This window comes from Candidatus Aquicultor sp. (assembly GCF_054640775.1).
The window spans coordinates 1-2,582 of record NZ_JBTSLF010000334.1; the positions used below are offsets into that span (position 1 = coordinate 1).

At 50.9% G+C, this 2,582-nt stretch carries 2 protein-coding genes and 1 pseudogene; all 3 read right to left on the reverse strand.

Translation table 11 applies throughout. The annotated features are described in order from the left end of the window. The coding region (locus tag ACYC56_RS14995; protein WP_461374975.1) for a hypothetical protein at nt 1-297 on the reverse strand (297 nt) is incomplete at its 3' end. Between the two features lie 511 nt (nt 298-808). Continuing rightward, the gene (gene nadB, locus ACYC56_RS15000) at nt 809-2,413 is read right to left on the reverse strand and encodes an L-aspartate oxidase (RefSeq protein WP_461374976.1); all 1,605 of its coding nucleotides are present in this window, start codon (nt 2,411-2,413) and stop codon (nt 809-811) included. 53 nt (nt 2,414-2,466) lie between these two features. Further along, nucleotides 2,467-2,582 (reverse strand): annotated as a pseudogene (locus tag ACYC56_RS15005) (carboxylating nicotinate-nucleotide diphosphorylase); the annotation flags it as partial.

The following is a 2,582-nucleotide window of genomic DNA, read 5'->3' on the forward strand; positions in this document are numbered from 1 at the left end:
CTTTGGCTTTACATCTCCGGTCACCTCGACAACTTCCAGGGCATATTTGCCTTTAAGGCCTAAGCCGATATTGGACAGGAAATAATAGTCACCGCTCGCCGTTACCACCACGAAATCTCTTTCCAAATTAATCATGGGATCGGCTTTATCGATCGGGCAGACATAACCTTGAATCAGGCAAGTAAGACCAGTCATCTTGCCAGTTATGGTCATCATTTCCGCATTTGCCAAAACAGGCACCAACAACAACGCCAAAAGGCCCAGGATAAAACAATACTTTCTGGCTTTATTCATCATTTCTCACCTCCCTTCTCTCAATATCTCCGCTCCTCAAAATGCGGGCAATAAATATTTACTGCCGGAATATACCTTTGATTTAACCTGTTTTTTAGGAAAAAGCAAGAACTTTTAACATTTTAATTTTGTTTATTTAAAGACACCGCAAGGAGGATGCCATAAGCCTATTCGAGAAGCATTTAATTTAAATAGTTAATTATTAATGATAGTTATATGGAAAGAGGAAAAATATGATATGCCCACCAAGGGGTATTTTTTTCTCGTTCCACGAGACATTAGATCACCGAAAAAGATGATGTCTTTCTAAGGTAATACAGAAAGTCTGAGAAATCAATTTCTAATTGTTCCTAAGTTAAAAAAAATATTTTTAGGGTATCTATCCAGCTCTCCCCGATTTATTTAGATTGTTGGCCTGAGGGAATTATATAGACCAAGTATTCCCTAACCGTTACCTGGTTTTCGATTCCAATTGAGCTTTGTTTTATAGGGGACATCAGGGGTGCTACCATCATTACAACAAACGATCACCGCCATCGACACTATCCGCCCTGAAATGACAACCGCGGCTCTGGCGGTTGTGACGGGCCGCCTGAGAGATAATCAAGGCCCCCTCGACGGCATTACGAAGACCGATCAGCCCGTCACTCAGCTTGGTTTTGCGGTAGAAAGTCTCGATCTCGTTTTGTACGTGTCGCAGCTCGCGAATGGCGCGCGAGAGCCGGTCGCCGGAGCGGATTAGTCCCACATAGTGCCACATGATGTTTTGTATGGTCTGCATGTCTCCTTGAATGAGGGCCGGATCGGGTTCCTGGGTCAGACCGGATTCGTCCCAGGGTGGTACGTCCTCAGGGGTGGGTACCACAGATTTCGGGTGGGCAGCTAAACGGGAAGCGATATTCCGGGCTGCCCGCGTTCCCCAAACCAGTCCTTCCAGCAGAGAAGTCGATGCCAGCCGGTTCGCCCCATGTAAGCCGGTACAGGAAACTTCACCAATGGCATATAGAAAGTCGATGTTGGTACGGCCCCACTCGTCTACGGCCACTCCACCGCAAAAATAGTGCGCCGCCGGGACAACGGGAATCGACTCCCTGGTGATGTCAAGGCCGACACGCTGGCATTCATAGTAAATATTGGGAAATCGAGTCTTGATTTCCTCGGCCGGCATGTGCGAGGCAATGTCAAGCAGGACGTAGGAATAACCGTGGGTTTCCATTTCCGTATGGATCGCCCTGGCTACCACGTCCCGGGGGGCCAGGTCCTTCCATTCGGGAGAGTACTCTCCCATAAACGGCCGGCCTTCAGGACTGAGCAGCACCCCTCCTTCACCGCGCACGGCTTCGCTGATAAGAAAACCTTCCGCCCCGGGAACGGAGAGCGCCGTCGGATGAAATTGGATATATTCGGAGTTAAGGATACGCGCCCCGGCGCGATTGGCCATGGCCAGCCCGTCGCCCCTGGCCCCGGCCGGATTGGTAGTGTTACGATAAAGGCGACCAATGCCGCCGGTGGCCAGAATAGTATAAGCGGCCAGGGTCCGGTGAACGGATTTTCCCTTTCGGTCAAAGGCATAAGCGCCGTGGCAGGTAACCGGTTCATAGGACGCCAGCGGGTCCCGCGAGTGGTGGGGATAAGTAATCAAGTCCACAGCGGTCGCTTCGGTAATCAACTCTATGTTGGGTTGCTCACTGACGACCTTCATCAGGGCGGAAATAATCGCCTGCCCGGTCCCGTCGCCGACATGTAAAATACGCCGTCGGGAATGGGCCCCTTCCTGCCCCCAATCCGGTTTGCCGTTGCTTTGTTCATCAAAAGGGACTTTGGCATTCTCAACCAGGACTTCCTGCAAAAGGGCGGGGCCCTCTTTGGCCAGGATATTGGCTGCCCGTGGCAGGGAGGCGCCGGCCCCGGCGGCTAAAATGTCTTCTACCAGCAGCTTCGGGGAGTCTCCCGGTCCGCGGCCGATTATCCCGCCCTGGGCGTAGCGCGAATTGGATTCGCGAGGATCCGGTGTGCGGGTGATCATGATGATACGTAGTTTTGGGTTCCGGGCTAGTTTCAAAGCGGCCGTTGCTCCGGCTATTCCGGAGCCGATAATAAGTACATCTGTTGTTTTCATAAATATCCTTAACCGATATTAACCGATATTTCGGAAAGAGTTGATAATAAGTTCTACGTTAAGTATTCAAAGGAGGTGTCAAATACCATAGCCGAATGGGTCAATGCACCTGAAGAGATAAAATCCACCCCGGTCTCGGCAATCCGGCGGACGGTTGAAAGCGTTACAT